Origin of the sequence: Streptomyces sp. XY006 (genome assembly GCF_002237655.1) — a bacterium.
Lineage (GTDB): Bacteria > Actinomycetota > Actinomycetes > Streptomycetales > Streptomycetaceae > Streptomyces > Streptomyces levis.
In genome coordinates, this window is the sequence record NZ_NOKT01000006.1 from 134,630 (window position 1) to 152,015 (window position 17,386).

The following is a 17,386-nucleotide window of genomic DNA, read 5'->3' on the forward strand; positions in this document are numbered from 1 at the left end:
CTGACGTGGGCATGACCTGAGCATGATCGAGCTGTTAGGAGGCCCGGATGTCCCCCTCCCGCCGGTGGCTGGCGGTCCTCGTGCCGTTCAGCCTTGTCGCAGCGCTCGTCGTCGGGGAGGTCGCGGCTCCCGCGGGACGCGCGCACGCGGCCGCCGCGGGCACGGACGGCACCTCCTCCGTACGCGGCCGCACCACGCTCGGCGGCGCCGACCCGAGTGTCATCAAGGTCGGCGACCTGTACGTGGCCGCCAAGTCCGTGGACGGCGGCATCGCGGTGCGCACGGCGACGACGCTGGAGGGCATCGCCGCCGCTCCCAAGCGCCAGGTCTGGAACGACACCGGCGGACTCGGCGAGGTCTGGGCCCCGGAGATCGTGCACCACGACGGCCAGTACCGCATCTACTTCGCCGCCGGTACGGGCGCCGCGCACCGGATGTACCACATCAGCTCCACGCGCCCGGACACCGGCTACTCCCCCGCCACCAAGGTCGCCTTGCCCGACGACAAGTGGGCGATCGACGGGGTGCCGTTCACGTTCGGCGGTCAGCGCTGGTTCGTGTGGTCCGGCTGGGCCGGGGACACCAACGTCGAACAGAACCTGTACATCGCGCGGATGAGCAGCCCGACCGCGGCCACGGGCGGTCGCCACATCATCTCCCAGCCGCGCGAGCCCTGGGAGCGCGTGGTGGGCAACCCCTACATCAACGAGGCGCCGCAGCCGGTCGTCGACCCGGACGGCCGCCTGCACATCGCCTACTCCGCCAACGGCAGCTGGAGCAGCGACTACTGCATCGCCGACCTCCGGCTGCGGTCCGGCGGCGACCCCACGTACGTGTGGGACTGGTACAAGAGCAACGGCTGCCTGTTCGGATCGCACGCCTCGACGATGATGGAGGGGTGGCACGCCACCCTGTACGTCGACGGCCCCGGACACCACACCTTCGTCCTGCCGCGCGGAGACGTCGCCGCCGGCCCGCCCGCGGGCCCTCGCTTCCCGACCATGTTCCACGCGGTCCAGAAGGGCACGCCGTACTCCTGGGCCAACCGCTACTGGTACACCGGCACGGCCGTCTGGTGGGGCGGCACGACCTACCGCCGGGCCAATGTGCCCGGCTCCCCCACCGACACGGGCTTCAGCCTGAAGTTCTTCGAGTGACCGGGCGGCCGGCTGGGGAGCCGTTTGCCGTTCCGGCAACAGAAGTGGGCGGGCCCGGGTGGGGTGGGCGACGGTGGGTGCGTGACCGACGACATCGCAGCGGGACCGCCCGCGTCCGACCTGCCCTCCCCCACCGACGGCTACGTCGGTGACCCCGCCGTACGGGCGGAGTGGGACGACCGCTACTCCGACCGGCAGCATCTGTGGAGCGGCCGGCCCAACGGCGCGCTCGTGGCCGAGGTCGCCGGGCTCGCGCCCGGGCGCGTGCTCGACGTCGGCTGCGGTGAGGGCGCCGACGCCATCTGGCTCGCACGCGGTGGCTGGGACGTGACCGCGCTCGACGTCTCGGGCGTCGCACTGGAGCGTGCGGCCGGGCACGCGCGGGACGCCGGCGTCACGATTCGCTGGGTGCATGCCGCACTGACCGGGGCGCTGTTCCCGCCGGGCTCCTTCGACCTGGTGTCCGCCCAGTACCCGGCCCTGCTGCGCACCCCCGACGCCGCGGCCGAGCGGGCGCTGCTCGCCGCCGTCGCGCCCGGCGGCGTGCTGCTGTTCGTGCACCACGCGGGGGTGGACACCCGCCAGGCCCAGGAGAGCGGATTCGACCCGGCGGACTATGTGTGGCCCTCGACGGTCGCCGGCCTGCTCGACGACGACTGGGAGGTGGAGGTGGACGAGCAGCGGCCGCGGGTGATCCCCGAGGGCGGCGCCGGCGCACACCACGCCGACGACCTCGTGCTGCGGGTGCGCAGGCTGCGCTGAGATCCGGCTCGGTGACCGTCGGCCCCCTGGTGGAGCACGGGAGTGGCGGACGGGCGGGCAGGGGACGAAGCTGGTGGAAAACAGCTCGTCTCCCGCGGCCCCGGCCGGTGCGCACCGGCCGGCAGGCCCGGGCTCGGCCCTCGGCCGGCCGCCGTGGGAAGACGTCGCCCCTGGCCCGTCCCTGCCCCTGGGCGGCATCGCCCGCAGACGGGCGCGCTCTGGGGGACTCGAAGGACTCGATGAGGGAACCGGAAGAGCAGCCCTGACGCACGAGGGGAGGCCCGGGTGCCCCGACGCCCGGCTCCCTCACCGGAGGAGAGACCGCGATGGCGCACGCAGACGACGCCCAGCAGGCCGTGCCGGACACGCCGGGACCGCGCACCGACGGCGACGGCGTCAGGCGCCGTCGTCCGCTGCGGGAGCGGCACGTCGAGGAGACGGTCGAGATCGCGGTGCCCGTGCGCACGGCGTACAACCAGTGGACGCAGTTCAAGACCTTCCCGCGCTTCTCGGCCGTGGTGCGCGACGTCGAGCAGATCAGGCCCACGGTGACCGCCTGGAGCATCGGCTACGGTCCCCTGCGCCACCGTTTCGCCGTGGAGATCGTGGAGCAGGACCCCGATGCCTACCTGGCCTGGCGGGGCCTGGAGCAGCACCCCGCTCACCAGGGCGAGGTCGAGTTCCGGCCGACGGGCTCCGGCGGCACCGCGATCACCGTCCGGATGCTCCTGGAGCCGCGGGGAGCCGCGAAGGTCCTCACCCGCTCGTCGCGGGCCACCCGGCTCACCGCCCGGCTCGTGCGCGGCGAGCTGCTGAACTTCAAGCACTTCATCGAGGGTCTGGGGCAGGAGGGCGGGGCCTGGCGCGGCACCATCCGCAACGGACGCGTCCAACACGACCACCCGGAACCGCCCAGGAGCCGCGTGGCCCAGTGGCCCGTCGGCTGAACGGTGTGCCGGACACGGCGAGAGAAAGGCGAACCGATGCAGAACCCGCCCGGTGAGGAGCCGGAGACCACCCTCTCCGTGACACCGCCGAAGAAGTGGGCCGCCGGAGTCCCCGCGGTCGTGCACGCCCTGGAGTACTCCCTGGAGCAGACCAGCCCACGCAAGACCGGGGTGGACCTGCTGACCATGAACCAGGTGGGCGGGATCGACTGCCCCGGCTGCGCGTGGGCCGACCCGGCCCCGGGCCGGCGCCACCGCAACGAGTACTGCGAGAACGGCGCCAAGCACATCAACGACGAGGCCACCACGCGCCGGATCACCGCGGACTTCTTCCGTGAGCACAGTGTCTCCGACCTCGCGGGCCGCTCCGACAAGTGGCTGAACCAGCAGGGCCGGCTCACCGAACCGATGATCAAACGGCCCGGCTCCGACCACTACGAGCCGATCGGCTGGAACGACGCCCTGGGCGTGCTCGCGCGGGAACTGCGGGCGCTGGACACCCCCGACGAGGCCGTCTTCTACACCTCCGGCCGCGCCAGCAACGAGGCCGCCTTCATCCTGCAGCTCTTCGCGCGCGCCTTCGGCACCAACAACCTGCCCGACTGCAGCAACATGTGCCACGAGTCCAGCGGCTTCGCCCTGAGCGAGACCCTGGGCACCGGCAAGGGCACCGTCAGCCTCGACGACCTCCACCACGCCGACCTGATCCTCCTGGTCGGGCAGAACCCGGGCACCAACCACCCGCGCCAGCTCACCGCCCTGGAGGAGGCCAAGCGGAACGGCGGCCGGATCGTGGCGGTCAACCCGCTGCCCGAGGCCGGACTGCGGCGCTTCAAGAACCCGCAGAAGCCGCGCGGGATCGTCGGACGCGGCACCCAGATCGCCGACCGCTTCCTGCACATCAAGCCCGGCGGCGACCTCGCCCTGTTCCAGGCCCTCAACCTGCTGCTGCTGGAGGCCGAGGACGCCCGGCCCGGCACCGTGCTGGACCACGACTTCATCGACGCCCACACCACCGGCTTCGAGGAGTTCGCCCGGCACGCCCGCACGATCGACTGGGACGACGTGCGCACGGCGACCGGACTGACCCGCGAGGAGATCGAGAAGGTCCGCGACGAGGTCCTGGACAGCGAACGCGTCATCGTCTGCTGGGCGATGGGCATCACCCAGCACAAGCACGCCGTGCCCACCATCCGGGAGATCGTCAACTTCCTGATGCTGCGCGGCAATCTGGGGCGTGCCGGTACGGGCGCCTGCCCGGTGCGCGGCCACAGCAACGTGCAGGGCGACCGCACCATGGGCATCTGGGAGCAGATGCCGGACACCTTCCTCGACGCGCTGCAGGAGGAGTTCGGCTTCGACCCGCCGCGTGCGCACGGCATGGACTCGGTGAACGCGATCAGGGCGATGCGCGAGGGCCGCGTCAAGGTCTTCCTCGCCCTGGCCGGCAACTTCGTCCGCGCGGCTCCCGACAGCGCGGTCACCGAGGAGGCCATGCGCTCGTGCCGGGTGACCGCCCACATCTCGACCAAGCTCAACCGCTCCCACACGGTCTGCGGCGACACCGCGCTGATCCTGCCGACCCTGGGGCGCACCGAGCGGGACGTGCAGGCCGACGGGGAGCAGTTCATCACCGTCGAGAACTCCATGAGCGAGGTGCACACGTCCCAGGGCCGCCTGGAACCGGCCTCCCGGCTGCTGCTCAGCGAGGTGTCCATCCTGTGCCGGCTGGCCCGCCGCACCCTGGACGGCAAGCCGGAGATTCCCTGGGAGACGTTCGAGGGCGACTACGGCACGATCCGCGACCGCATCTCCCGCGTCGTGCCGGGCTTCCACGACTTCAACGCCCGGGTGACCCGGCCCGGCGGCTTCCAGCTGCCCAACCCGGTCAACGAGGGTGTGTTCAACAACAAGGCCGGCAAGGCCCTGTTCACGTGCAATGAGCCCGTGGTGCCCCGGGCGCCCGAGGGGCACCTGCTGCTGCAGACGATGCGCTCGCACGACCAGTGGAACACCGTCCCCTACACCGACAACGACCGCTACCGCGGCATCCACGGCAGCCGCCGCGTCGTCCTCGTCAACCCGGCCGACCTCACCGAACTCGGCCTGGCCCAGGGTGATCCCGTCGACCTGGTGAGCGTGTGGGACGACGGCACCGAGCGGCGGGCGGAGGACTTCAAGGTCGTGTCCTACCCGGCCGCCAAGGGCTCGGCCGCCGCCTACTACCCGGAGACGAACGTCCTCGTGGCACTGGACAGCGTCGCCGACATCAGCAACCAGCCGACGTCCAAGGGCATCGTCGTCCGCCTGGAACCGGCCCGCGACCGGACCCGGCCGGCACCCGCCTGAGCGTCCGCACGTACCCACGGGGCCCGCCACACCGGCGGGCCCCGTGGCGTGTGACAGCACCGGGACTCAGGTCGTCCCGGCCCAGGGGCGCACGAGCGATGACATACGGCGGTGGATCGAGTCTGCCCTGGCATGACACGCATCATCACTGACCTACGTCGTTTCGAGGTGATCCGGTGACCACGGTGGATGTCGGAGGGATCACCCTGGGCATCGAGTCGTTCGGCGACGACGACGCGCCCCTCGTCCTGCTCGCCGGCGGGACGACGATGCTCTCCTGGCCCGACGCGCTGTGCGAGCGCCTCGCCGCCGGCGGCCGCCGCGTGGTGCGCTACGACCTGCGCGACAGCGGACACTCCACGACGAGGGACCCGGAGGCGCCCGCCTACACCCTGCGCGACCTCGCCGCCGACGCGGCCGCACTCGCCGACGCGCTGGGTGGCACACCCGCCCACCTCGCGGGGATCGGCGTGGGCGGGATGGTCGCCCAGGTGGCCGCGCTCGACCATCCGGGCGCGTTCTCGGCGCTGACGCTGGTCGGCACCCGCGCGGTCGCCCCCGGCCCGCCCGACGACGACCTCCCCGACCACGACCGGGCGACGATGCGCCGGCTGTTCGCGCGTCCCCTGCCCGAGTGGACCGACCGCGAGGCGGTCGCGGGGTTCGTCGCCGCCGGTGCGCAGATCCTGGGCGACGACCCCCACGCGGCGCGCGCCCTCGCCGCGCGGATCTGGGACCGCACACCCGGCACCACGCCTCCGGTCCAGATGGCCAACCAGCTGGGCATGGTGTTCTCCAGGCTGGACTGCGCACCCCGCTGGCGCGAGCGCCTGCCCGAGATCCGGGTCCCCACGCTCGTCGTCCACGGCCGCCGCGACCGGTTCTTCCCCGTCGGCAACGGCGAGGCGCTCGCGCGCGAGATTCCCGGCGCACGCCTGCTGGTCCTGGAGCAGGCCGCCACCGCGCTCCCCGACGCGGCGGTGGGTGAGGTAGCGGAGGCGATGCTCGCACTCGGGTGACGGGCCCGGCCGGGCCTCGGCCGCGACTGTCGGGGGGGGGGAGCGTGCTGCGATCGGGTGCATCCGGGGCGCTCCCGTGGGCGAATTCCTCACGGCGCGTTCGCCCGCGCCGCCCCCGACGGAAGGCTCTCTGTCATGACCACCCCCCACTGGCTCTTCGGCGACCAGCTCGGCCCGCATTTCCTCACGCCCGCCGGTGAGCGGGGCCCCGGTCAGGGGGCGCCCGTGGTGATGATCGAGGCGCGGTCGGTCTTCCGGCGCAGGCGCTTCCACCGCGCCAAGGCCCATCTGGTGCTCTCGGCCATGCGGCACCGAGCGGCGGAGCTGGGTGACCGGGTGACGTACGTGCGGGCGGACACCTATCGCGAGGGGCTGCGCCGCGCGGTGGGCGACGCGGACGTGACGGTGTGCCACCCCACCTCGTACGCGGCGCTGCGGCTGGTGCGGTCCCTGCCACGGGTGCGCGTCCTGCCCGCCCGCGGCTTCCTGGTCGCGCACGAGGAGTTCGCCGGGTGGGCCGCCCGACTCGGCGGCCGGCGGCTGCTACAGGAGAACTTCTACCACTGGGTGCGCCAACGGCACGACCTGCTCATGGACGCAGACCACCCCGCCGGAGGCCGGTACAACCACGACCACGACAACCGCGAACCTCCACCGCGCGGAACCGCCATGCTGGACGTGCCGAGGCCCTACCGGCCACGGGAGGACGACATCGACGCCGAGGTGCGCGCGGACCTCGACCGGTGGGAACGCGAGGAGGGCGTGCGGTTCGTCGGCCGGGACGGCCCCCGCCGCTTCCCCGCCACGCGGCGCGAGGCCCTGGCGGCGCTGCGCCGTTTCGTCGCGCACCGGCTGGCCTCCTTCGGGCCGTACGAGGACGCGATGCTCGCCGGTGACCCGGTGATGGCCCACAGTCTGCTGTCGTCCTCGATGAACCTGGGCCTGCTCCACCCCGCCGAGTGCGTGGAACAGGCCGAGCGCGCCTGGCGGGACGGGTCCGTGCCCGTCAACAGCGCCGAGGGGTTTGTCCGGCAGGTCGCGGGCTGGCGGGAGTACGTCTGGCAGTTGTACTGGCACTTCGGCGAGGCCTACCGGCACGGCAACGCGCTCGGGCACACGGCGGAGCTGCCGGCCTACTTCACCGAGCTCGACGCGGACGCCGTCACCGCCCGCTGCCTGGCCGAGGTGCTCGCCCAGGTCCGTGACACCGGTTGGACGCACCACATCCCCCGCCTGATGGTGCTGGGCAGTCACGCGCTGCAGCGCGGCTGGGATCCGGCCGCCGTCACCGACTGGTTCCACCGCTGCTTCGTCGACGGCTACGACTGGGTGATGCTGCCGAACGTGGTCGGCATGTCCCAGTACGCGGACGGTGGCCGGATGACGACCAAGCCGTACACCTCCGGGGGCGCCTACATCCACCGGATGAGCGACCTGTGCCGGGGGTGCGCGTTCCGGCCGACGGACCGCACGGGGCCGCGCGCGTGCCCGTACACCGCCGGGTACTGGGCCTTCCTGCACCGGCACCGCGACCGTCTGTCCGGCAACCCCCGTATGCGGCGCGCGGTGCAAGGCCTGGACCGGCTCGCCGACCTCGACGACGTACTGCACCAGGAGCGGCACCGCCCGGACGAGGCGCCGTGACCGAGCCCGGGTCTCCTCTGTGGGTTCACCGATTCCGTGCCAGGAGCCGGTGGTCCGGCGGCGGTGACGGGGTAATCGCCGTCAGGTACGCCCTACGAAGCGAGGAGCATCCATGCGGTACCGCACACTCGGCAACTCGGATCTTCAGGTCTCGGAGATCTCCCTCGGGTCATGGCTGACCTACTCCGGCGGCATCGAGGCCGACGAGACCCGTGCCTGCACGGAGGCGGCCTTCGACGCCGGCATCAACTTCTTCGACACCGCCAACGTCTACGGACAGGGAGCCGCCGAGACGGCCTGGGGCGAGATCCTCTCGAAGCACCCGCGCGACTCCTACGTCCTGGCCACCAAGGTCTACTTCCCGATGTCCGACGACCCGGCCGACCGGGGCCTGTCACCGCAGCAGATCGCGAAGCAGATCGACGCCTCCCTCACCCGGCTCAGGACCGACCACGTCGACCTCTACCAGGCGCACCGGTTCGACCCCACCGTGCCCGTCGAGGACACCGTCGAGGCGTTCCGGAAGGTCGTCGAGCAGGGCAAGGCCCGGTACATCGGCTTCAGCGAGTGGACCCCCGAACAGATCCGCACGGCCGTCGAGATCGCGGGCCCGGACCTGTTCGTCTCCTCCCAGCCGCAGTACTCCATGCTGTGGCAGGCCCCCGAGGCCGAGGTGTTCGGCCTGTGCGCCGCGAACGGCATCTCCCAGATCGTGTGGTCGCCGCTCGCCCAGGGCGTGCTCACCGGGAAGTACAAGCCCGGGCAGCCCGTGCCGGAGGGCAGCCGGTTCGCCTCCGCGGACATGGCGGTGTCGAAGGACCTCGTCTACAGCGAGGCCGCCCTGGAGGCGGTGCAGCGGCTCGTGCCCATCGCCGAGGAGGCTGGGCTGAGCATGCCCACACTGGCCCTCGCCTGGGTTCTGCGCCGTGGCGAGGTCGCCTCCGCCATCACCGGCGCCTCCCGTCCCGAACAGGTTCACGCCAACGCCGCCGCCTCCGGTGTACGGCTCTCCGACGACGTCCTCTCCGCCGTCGACCGGGCGCTCGGGGACGTACCCGTCACCGGGCCGGCCCTCGCCCCGGCGGCCCAGCCGGGCATCAAGCGCCGCTGAGGGCGGCGGCGCGGGCGAACCCTCCGTCAGGTCGACCAGATGACCTGCCCGTTGTGCACGATGACCACCTTGGCGTCGGCGCGCAGGACGAGTTGTGCCCCGTCGTGGCCGTGGCTCTTGGAAGCCCATATGGGGCGGTCGGCGGCGTTGTGGATGACGAGGTTGCCGTCGCCCTGGAAGATCGCCCTGTGATTCTGGCCGAAGGTCATCGACGCCCAGATGGGCTTGCCCTTCTCGTCGTAGACCACGAGGTTGCCGTCCGTCTGCATGACCATGCGGATGCGGTTGGTGGTCCAGGCCTGGTTGACCTCCAGGACGCTGACGGCGTAGACGGTTTCGGTGCTCCAGTTCGGCCGCGGGGTCTCCTTCGGCTTGGGCTTGGGCTTGGGCTTCGGCTTGGGCTTGGGCTTCGCGGTCTTCGTGGGTGAGCTGCTCGGCTGCGGCGCGGGCGCCACGGGCGGGGGCGCGGCGACCGGCGCGGCGCTCTTGCTCGGCTTCTTCCTGCTCGGGGACGCGCTGGGCTTCTCCGCGACGTAGTCGTCCAGGGCGGCGGGCGCCGACTCCTGCCCCAGCACGGTGTCCACGTCCTCCGCCGCCACGGTGCGGGAGGCGTCGGGGCCGTCATCGTCGTTGCCGCCGCCGGCGAGCAGCAGCGGTACGGCGATCAGGACGGCGCCGACGACCGCGGCTCCGGCCAGGACCGGCTTCCGGGGCCGTCCCCTGTCCACGCCGGTCGCTGACGTGACACCGGGAGGGGTGGCGGCGACGGCCGCTGCCAGGCCGATACGGGTGGCGGAGACGTCGGATGTGGCGGCCGCGTCGGGGGACTTGGACGTCTCGGGGGCGGTGGATGTCTCGGGCGTGGTGGATGTCTCGCCGCCCGGCGCGGACGGCTCGGGCGCCGTCGACGCCTCGGGCGCCGTGGATGCGCTCGGTGCGCTGCTCGGCTCGGCTGTGGTCGCGGTCGGCTTCCCGGCCAGCGCGGTATCCGGCGCTGTGCCGTCCGAGCCCGCTTCGGAGGCGGCCGGCTTCCCGACCGCGGCGGCACCCGAGGGCGCTTCGGACGTGGCGGCCGGGGCCGTTTCCTCCACGCCCGTTTCCTGCACGCCCGTCTTCTGCACGCCTGTTTCCTTCACGTCGGATGCGGAGCGTTCCGGCGGGGTGCCTGCCTCCTCCGGGCCGGGTTCGGCGGCCCTCTCCGCTTTCGCGCCAGGGGTGTGGTGCTGGGGGGACATGCTGCTTACTCCTCCTCGGTGGCGGAGCTCTCGGTGGTGGGCAGGGGACGGCGCGGCGGCCTGATCCGGTCATGCGCCCGGCACCGGCCCGGCAGTCGGCGGCCGGCAGCCGGTCCGACGCCCTGCGGATCGCCCGCTCCCCCGTGCGGCTCCGGCCTGGCCGTCCGGCCGGACGGCACGCACTGTACGTCGACGAGATCGACGACAAGGCCAACTTAGCCCGTATCCCGGACGACGACCGCGCTGCCCTCTCCACCACCCCCGTCGTTTTGCCCCCCGTCGCCTCGCTGGTCCCGGAACGTTCCCCACCCGGGCGGAAAACGGGCACACCGGCGGCCCAAACGGAGCCAACCCGGGCGCCCACGGGCCGAGTTCGTGTGGCATCCTGTTGGCTCCCGACTGATCAGCGTCGGCATGCAGACGATGCCGTTCGGCACCCCAAGTAGGCGTAGGGACCCAAGAGTTCAGTGGAGATGCGGCCCCAGGAACGGCACGTGGTCAGCCAAGGCGACCTGCCCGAGCCCGCCGACACCCCTGACATACCCGACGCCGTGCGCGCCGCCGCACGGCAGGCCCCGGGCCACTGGATCGGTGTGGTGGACCCGGAGTGGGCCGAGGAGCGGACACCGCCGGACTGGGCGGTCGTCGGGGAATGGCAGTCGGACGAGAGCGGCGAGGTCACAGGGTTCCGCGAGAATCCGGTCTACCGCCCCTCGGCTCGGACGCTCGGCTGGCCGGAGCCCACCGATCCGGTGGACGCCGCGGCGCAGCGGGCCGCCACCGGTTACGGCACGGTGGACGAGGCTCTCGCGGCGCTGGCCGAGGCCGAGGTGAGCGTGGTGCGCGGGCCGGACGGCCGGCCCCTCGTCGCCGCCGGACGCGACGGGGCTCCCGTGGTGCTGTTGTTCACCTCACCGGTCCACGCGTTCATGTCCCCGGCACTTCACCACGACACCGTGCAGGTGCGGGAGTTGGCCCGCTCGCTGAGCGGGCCCGGCACCCTGCTGATGGTCAACGCCGGCGCCGCCGCTCCCCTGCTCGTCCCGGCCGACGACCTGCCCGGCACCGCCCCGGCGGAGCCGGCCGCCTCCGAGGCCGCGTCCCCTGTCGCGCCCCGGGACGATGCCTTGTCCGAACCCTGGCCCCCCACCACAGGGAGTACCCCGTGACGCGATCCGCCCAGCAGCCCTCCGCATCTCCGGGGGCGGGTACGGAGTCCGGTACCGAGGGCGGGACGACGCCCGCCGTGAAGTCCGCCGTCGCCTCCCCCTCCCCCTCCCCCGCACCCGAAGCCAGCTCCGAATCCGGCCCCAGTTCCGGATCCGCCTCCGGCCCCGGCCCCGGCCCCGGCCCGCGCTCCGGCTCCGGCTCCGGCTCCGGCTCCGGCTCCGGCTCCGGCTCCGGCGCAGAGTCCACACGTACGACGGCCACGGGAGAAGCCGAGGCCGAAGCCCCGGCCACGACGGCGGTCTCCGCATCCGTGGACTCCGAGACCGGCGCCTCCGGCGGCTCCGGCGACTCCCCCGCTCCCCGCTCCACCACCGAGGCCGACCCCGGTGCCGCCGCGGCGGCCAAGAGCAGGCTGCCCGCACTCGTGCGCACCATGACCGAGACCGCCATCGACCGGCCCCGGCAGCAGGCCGCCCCGGTCGGACGGCCCAGCAAGGCGGTTCTGGCCGGGGCGGCCGTCGCGGGCGCACTGCTGGTGTCGGTGCCGTTCCTGGTCCTCGGTGGCAACGACGACGAGGGCCGCAAGGCGTCGGCGGGCGCCGGAACCGTGCTCGGCGACGACGGCCAGGAGGCGCCGGGCCAATTCGTGGTGGCCTCACCCGACAGCAGCCCTTCCGCGGACGTGCGCAAGAGCACCGGCAAGCCCCGGACGACCGCACCGGACGCCCCCGCCCCCTCCGCCGGCGGCGACAAGGACGAGGACGAGCCGAAGAAGGACACCGCTGCGAAGGAGCAGCCGAAGGCTCCGGCGAAGGAGCGGCAGTCCTCGCGGGGTGGCGGCGGTACGTCCGGCGGCAACGACCGTCCGGCCGCGGCGGGTTCGGGTGTGACGTTCAGCTCCCCGGTGTCCCTGCGCAGCCATCTCTCGGGCCGTTGCGTCGACGTGCCGGACGGCGATTTCAGCGACGGCAAGCAGCTGTGGGTGTGGGACTGCAACAACAGCCCGGCCCAGAAGTGGCAGTTCGCCTCGGACGGCACCATGCGCATCGGGGGCAAGTGCCTGGACGTGGCGGGCGCGAACTACGGCGACGGCACGCCGATCCAGATCGCCTGGTGCAACGGCAACGCCGCGCAGAAGTTCACGCTGAACGGCAGTCACGACCTGGTGAACACCGTGGTGGGCAAGTGCGTCGACATCAAGGACAACAACCGGGGCAACGGGGCCGTGCTGCAGCTGTGGACGTGTGCCGGCACCGACAACCAGAAGTGGAGCGTCTGACCGGGCTCCGCACGGCCGGGAGCACCCCTCCCGGCAACCGCCCGGGCCAGGGCGGGACATGATGGCACCGTCGGCTCGCCGACACGCGCCCCCCGGTCCGGGCGGGGCGCACGCTGAAGACGACGCCGTAGCAAGGAGGTTGGTGCGTGTCGCGCCAGGTACTGACGGTCGGTCCGGGAGACCGGGACCGCTACCGGACGATCGGTGAGGCGCTCTCGGCTGCCCGCACCGGCGCGCTCATCAGCGTCCGGCCCGGGACGTACGCGGAGAATCTGGTGATCCACACCCGGGTCACCCTCGCCGCCGCCGAGGGGCGGGGCACCGTGGAGATCAGGCCGCGTTCGGGCACCGTGCTCGCGCTGCGCGCCGACGCCGTGATGCTCTCCGAACTCACCCTGCGCGGCGGCGACGCCGAGCAGCCGGCCGTGGACGTGCGGCGCGGGCAGGCCGCGCTGGACGGCTGCGAGGTCGTCGGCGCCGCCTGGACCGCGCTGCTGGCCGGGGGTACCGGCTCGCTCGCCCTGCGGGACTGCCGGGTGAGCAACGCGCAGGGAGCGGGCGTCGTCGTCACCTCGACCACTCCCACCACCGTGGAGTCCTGCACCTTCGAGCACCTGGGCACCAGTGGTGTGGTTCTCGCCGAGCAGGGTGAGGCGCGCATCCGGGGCTGTACCGTGCGCGACGCCCGCGGCAACGGGCTGCTGGCCAACGGCGAGTCCCGGGGCACCGTGGAGGACTGCGACCTCTCCTCGACCGACAAGCCCTCCCTGGCCCTGGAGCAGAACTGCTCCCTGTCGGTGATCCGGACCGTGGTGCACGACACCAGTACAGGGGTGCACCTGAGCAGCGCGGGCCGTACGACGCTGGAGGACGTGCGCGTCACCGGGGCCTCCGGCAACGGCATCACGCTGGCCGCCGGCACGGATCCGGTGCTGCGCCGCTGCCGCGTTTCGCGCACTCGCGGCCACGGCGTGCTGGTCACCGACCGGGCCCGGGGCACCTTCGAGGACTGCTGGGTGGACGGCGCGCAGGGGGCGGCGCTGCGGGTGGCCGGAGCCGCCTCCCCGGCGCTCACCGGCCTCACGGTCCGCGACTGCGAGCAGACCGGGTTGCTTCTGGAGGAGGACTCGGCACCGGAGCTGGACCGCCTGGAGGTGATCGGCGGCGCACCGGCGGTGCTGGTGCGCGGTGGCGCCAACCCGCTGCTGCGCCGGGCCAGGCTGGTGGAGCCCTCGGGTGACGGCCTGTCGGCCTCCAAGGACGCCCGGGGGCGCGTCGAGGACTGCGAGATCGTCCGGCCGCAGGGCGCGGGCGTGCGCGTCGCCTCGGGCAGCACCCTCTATCTGGCCGGCGGCTCCGTGTCCGACACGGCGGCCTGCGGCCTGGTCGTCGAGGACGGCGGCAACGTCACGGTCCGCGACCTCCGTGTCGAGATGTCCGGCGAGGAGGGCGTGGTCGTCGCCGCCGGTGGTGAGCTGACCGCCAACCGCACGGCGGTGCACGCCCCGCAGGGCCACGGCTTCCTGCTGCGTGAGGGCGCGCTCGCCTCGCTGAGCGGCTGTGAGGTCACCGGCGGCGCGCAGGACGGTTTCCGGGTGGAGTCCACCGCACCGGTCTCCCTGGTCAACTGTCTGGCCCGGGAGAACGAGGGCGGCGGCCTGGTGCAGACCGCCCCCGGTGAGCGGCTCGCCGTGGAGGGCCTGAACAGCACCGGCAACGGCAAGCGGGACGCCTGGGGCACCGGCAGCGCCGAGAACACCGACCCGGCCGGCTCCGGCGCGGCGGACGCGCCCCCGACGGACCGTGCCGACGGGCCGCTGGGCGCCCTCAACGCGCTGATCGGCCTGGAGAACGTCAAGCAGCAGGTGCGCACCCTGGTCAACCTGACGCAGCTCGCCCAGCGGCGCGAGCAGCTCGGCATGGCGGCCCCGCCGATGAGCCGCCACCTCGTCTTCGCGGGCCCGCCCGGCACCGGCAAGACCACCGTCGCCCGGCTGTACGGGTCGATCCTGGCCGAGCTGGGTTCCCTGCGCAGCGGGCATCTGGTGGAGGTCTCCCGCGCGGACCTGGTCGCCCAGGTCGTCGGCGGAACCGCGATCAAGACCACCGAGACCTTCCAACGCGCGCTCGGCGGTGTGCTGTTCATCGACGAGGCGTACACCCTCACGTCCGACAGCAATCACGGCGGCGCCGACTTCGGCCGTGAGGCGGTGGACACGCTGCTGAAGCTGATGGAGGACCACCGCGACGACGTGGTGGTGGTCGCCGCGGGCTACTCCCGTGAGATGGAGTCCTTCCTGAGCTCCAACCCGGGCCTGGCCTCCCGCTTCTCGCGGACGGTCGAGTTCGAGAACTACTCGGTGCCCGAACTGGTAGCGATCATGGAGAACATGTGCGCCCAGCACCAGTACGAGCTCGGTGAGGGCACGGCGCAGGCCCTGGCCGCGCACTTCGAGGCGATGCCCCGGGACGCCGGCTTCGGCAACGGCCGTGCGGCGCGCGGGGTGTTCGAGGAGATGGTGGACCGCCAGGCGGTACGGCTCGCCTCCCAGCAGCACGTCGGCGAGCACGACCTGCGGCTGCTGCTGCCGGAGGACGTCTCCGCCACGGCCGCCGCGCAGGCCGGCGAGAGCGCCGCTCCGGCGGACGATCCGCTGACCCGCCTGGGCGACATGATCGGCCTGGCCGAGGTGAAGCGCGACGTGGCGGACCTGGTCAACCTCATCACCACCGCCCGCCATCGCGCGGCGGCCGGACTGCCGGTGCCCTCGCTCAGCCACCACCTGGTCTTCACCGGCCCGCCCGGCACGGGCAAGACCACCGTCGCCCGGCTCTACGGGGAGATCCTGTCCCAGCTCGGCATCCTCGAACGGGGCCAGCTGGTCGAGGCCGCCCGCGCCGACCTGGTCGGCCGCTACATCGGCCACACCGCGCAGCTCACCCGGGAGGTCTTCGAACGGGCCCGGGGCGGTGTGCTGTTCATCGACGAGGCCTACACGCTCACCCCGCGCGACGGTGGCAACGACTTCGGGCAGGAGGCGGTGGACACCCTGCTGAAGCTGATGGAGGACCACCGCGACGACGTGGTGGTCATCGTCGCCGGGTACACCGACGAGATGGAACGCTTCCTGGCCTCCAACCCGGGCCTGTCCTCGCGGTTCCCGCGCCGGGTGGCGTTCGCCGACTACTCCTCCGAGGAACTGGTCACCATCGTGCGCGCGCAGGCCGCGAGCATGGGCTACGAGTGCGGTCCGGGCACCGGGCCGCTGCTGAAGGAGTACTTCGACGCGCTGCCCCGGGACCGCTCCTTCGGCAACGCCCGGCTGGCCCGCCAGGTCGTCGAGTCGATGGTCACCCGGCAGGCGGGACGGCTCAGCGCGCTGGCCGCGCCCACCCTGGACGACCTGCGCATCCTCCTGCCCGAGGACGTCGTGACCGCGGCCCCGAAGGCGGCACCCCGATGAGGTCGCCGGTCCACGGGACCGCCCGTCTGCTGTCCGGCGCCGGTCTCGCCGCCGCCCTGCTGCTGCCGGCCGCTCCGGCGCACGCCCTGGCCCCGTCCGTCCTGCCCGCGGCCGACGGGCAGGGCCAGCGGCTGCCCGGCATGCCCGCCACGCTCGACCCGGACGCCGGGCAGACGGCCTGCACCCCCGCCTCCGGTGAGAAGGCGAAGAAGCAGGACTGGTCGCGCCAGCGCCTCGACCTGGACCGGCTGCACCGGCACGGCACCGGCGCGGGCGTGACCGTCGCCCTGATCGACACCGGGGTCGTCGCCGGCGCCACCGGCCTGGACGGCCGGGTCACCGCCCAAGGCGCGGCCGGTGTCGACTGCGTGGGGCACGGCACCTTCCTGGCCGGGCTGATCGCCGGGGACGGGGGTGGCACACCGGGCCTCGCCGGAGTCGCGCCGCGTGCGAGGATCCTGGCACTGCGGGGCACCGACGAGCGTGGGCGGGCGGACGCGGACCTGGTCGCGGAAGCGGTGCGCGACGCGACCCGGGCCGAGGCCGGGGTGATCGCGATCGCCGTCGCCCTGCCGCGCCGTGACGCCGGGCTGAGCAGCGCGATCGCCGACGCGCGCCGTGCGGGCGCGGTGGTGCTCGCGGCCGCCACGCCCGACCCGCCGTCGCGGGGTGCGGGCGACGAGATTCCGGCGCGCACCTACTGGCCTGCCGGTGAACCCGGTGTGCTGTCGGTCGCCGACATGCTGCCCAACGGTGCCCGTCCGGACGGCTCGCTGCGCACCGGCGGCATCGACCTGGCCGCCCCCGGTGCGGGAGTGGTGTCCGGCGGCCCGCGTGGAGACGGCCACTACCTCGGGGGCGGCGCCTCGGTGGCCACCGCCTACGCCGCCGGGGCCGCCGCGGTCGTGCGCGCCGCCCACCCGGGCGCCTCGCCTGCGGTCGTGACGCGCCGTCTGACCGCCACGGCCTACCCCGGCGATGTTCCTCAGCTGGATCCCTACGCGGCCGTGACCGCCGTCCTCGGCGACGCGGCTGGGGCCACGGGGGGCCGGGCCGGTTCCGATCCGGTGTCCCTGCGCGACACCTCCGCCGCCGATCGCGCCACCGGCCGCGCCACCCTGTTCGTCCTCCTGGGCTCGGCGGCCGTGCTGTGCGTCCTGTGGGCCGCCTTCGCCGTTCCGCGGGCCCGTGCACGCGGGTGGCGCGCGGCGGGCGCGGGCGAGCCGGACCGCGGATGAGCTGACCACCG

General features: G+C 73.4%; 12 protein-coding genes. 11 read left to right on the forward strand and 1 reads right to left on the reverse strand.

Features of this window, described 5'->3' with window-relative positions; all coding sequences use genetic code 11:
- Nucleotides 1-47 precede the first annotated feature (47 nt).
- The 7 genes from CHR28_RS09475 (at nt 48) to CHR28_RS09505 (ending at nt 8,989) form a co-directional block, all read left to right on the forward strand.
- A complete protein-coding gene (locus CHR28_RS09475; RefSeq protein ID WP_094053068.1) occupies nt 48-1,157 on the forward strand; it encodes a glycoside hydrolase family 43 protein in 1,110 nt (369 codons plus the stop codon).
- An 81-nt stretch (nt 1,158-1,238) separates the two neighbouring features.
- Nucleotides 1,239-1,919 carry a class I SAM-dependent methyltransferase gene (locus CHR28_RS09480; RefSeq protein ID WP_094053069.1) on the forward strand — a complete coding sequence of 227 codons (681 nt, stop codon included), beginning with the start codon at nt 1,239-1,241 and terminating at the stop codon, nt 1,917-1,919.
- Nucleotides 1,920-2,245: 326 nt separating this feature from the next.
- Entirely contained in the window at nt 2,246-2,866 is a 621-nt protein-coding gene (locus tag CHR28_RS09485; RefSeq protein ID WP_094053070.1) for an SRPBCC family protein, read from the forward strand.
- Nucleotides 2,867-2,902: 36 nt separating this feature from the next.
- Nucleotides 2,903-5,215, forward strand: coding sequence for an FdhF/YdeP family oxidoreductase (locus CHR28_RS09490; protein ID WP_094053071.1), 2,313 nt, complete (start codon nt 2,903-2,905; stop codon nt 5,213-5,215).
- Between the two features lie 176 nt (nt 5,216-5,391).
- Entirely contained in the window at nt 5,392-6,234 is an 843-nt protein-coding gene (locus tag CHR28_RS09495; RefSeq protein ID WP_094053072.1) for an alpha/beta fold hydrolase, read from the forward strand.
- Nucleotides 6,235-6,369: 135 nt separating this feature from the next.
- Nucleotides 6,370-7,878 carry a cryptochrome/photolyase family protein gene (locus CHR28_RS09500; RefSeq protein ID WP_094053073.1) on the forward strand — a complete coding sequence of 503 codons (1,509 nt, stop codon included), beginning with the start codon at nt 6,370-6,372 and terminating at the stop codon, nt 7,876-7,878.
- A 112-nt stretch (nt 7,879-7,990) separates the two neighbouring features.
- Nucleotides 7,991-8,989, forward strand: coding sequence for an aldo/keto reductase family protein (locus tag CHR28_RS09505; RefSeq protein ID WP_094053074.1), 999 nt, complete (start codon nt 7,991-7,993; stop codon nt 8,987-8,989).
- 26 nt (nt 8,990-9,015) lie between these two features.
- Here CHR28_RS09505 and CHR28_RS09510 read toward each other — a convergent pair whose 3' ends face one another.
- Entirely contained in the window at nt 9,016-10,110 is a 1,095-nt protein-coding gene (locus CHR28_RS09510) for a mannose-binding protein (RefSeq protein ID WP_256984185.1), read from the reverse strand.
- A 587-nt stretch (nt 10,111-10,697) separates the two neighbouring features.
- Between CHR28_RS09510 and CHR28_RS09515 the strand changes: the two genes are divergently transcribed.
- The 4 genes from CHR28_RS09515 to CHR28_RS09535 all read left to right on the forward strand — a co-directional run bounded on the left by CHR28_RS09515 (nt 10,698) and on the right by CHR28_RS09535 (nt 17,375).
- On the forward strand, nt 10,698-11,393 hold the full coding sequence (locus CHR28_RS09515) for a type VII secretion system-associated protein (RefSeq protein ID WP_094053076.1): 696 nt from the start codon (nt 10,698-10,700) through the stop codon (nt 11,391-11,393).
- Nucleotides 11,390-12,673, forward strand: coding sequence for an RICIN domain-containing protein (locus CHR28_RS09525; RefSeq protein ID WP_179272365.1), 1,284 nt, complete (start codon nt 11,390-11,392; stop codon nt 12,671-12,673). The genes CHR28_RS09515 and CHR28_RS09525 overlap by 4 nt, the downstream gene beginning before the upstream one ends.
- A 146-nt stretch (nt 12,674-12,819) precedes the next feature.
- Complete coding sequence (locus CHR28_RS09530) at nt 12,820-16,137, forward strand: right-handed parallel beta-helix repeat-containing protein (RefSeq protein WP_094053077.1); 3,318 nt, start codon at nt 12,820-12,822, stop codon at nt 16,135-16,137.
- A complete protein-coding gene (locus CHR28_RS09535; RefSeq protein ID WP_094053078.1) occupies nt 16,134-17,375 on the forward strand; it encodes a S8 family serine peptidase in 1,242 nt (413 codons plus the stop codon). Before CHR28_RS09530 ends, CHR28_RS09535 begins: the two co-directional genes overlap by 4 nt.
- Nucleotides 17,376-17,386 lie beyond the last annotated feature (11 nt).